Annotated in this window: 1 rRNA gene; it reads left to right on the forward strand. The window is 57.3% G+C overall.

The features are described from left to right. Positions 1 to 112, forward strand: a 16S ribosomal RNA gene (locus NQ038_RS15235); the annotation flags it as partial. Positions 113 to 293: the final 181 nt, after the last annotated feature.

The raw sequence follows: 293 nt of genomic DNA on the forward strand, positions 1-293 counted from the left end.
CCCATGGCCTAACCACCTTGTGTGGGGGGAGTGGTCGAAGGTGGGACTGGTGATTGGGACTAAGTCGTAACAAGGTAGCCGTACCGGAAGGTGCGGCTGGATCACCTCCTTTCTAAGGAGCATCAACATTGAGTGTTGGCCATGTTGGCAGGCGAGTGTCCTGTCCGTGGTTGCTCGTGGGTGGAACATCGCGGGATTGATTGTTTGAGTATGCTGTTGGGGTTCTGGGACAACAGACCACTGTTTGGTGGTGTGTGTTCTGGTGCCGCCCCTGCCGGCTGTCGGGTCCGTGT

Origin of the sequence: Brevibacterium sp. 50QC2O2 (assembly GCF_024580675.1) — a bacterium.
Classification (GTDB): domain Bacteria; phylum Actinomycetota; class Actinomycetes; order Actinomycetales; family Brevibacteriaceae; genus Brevibacterium; species Brevibacterium moorei.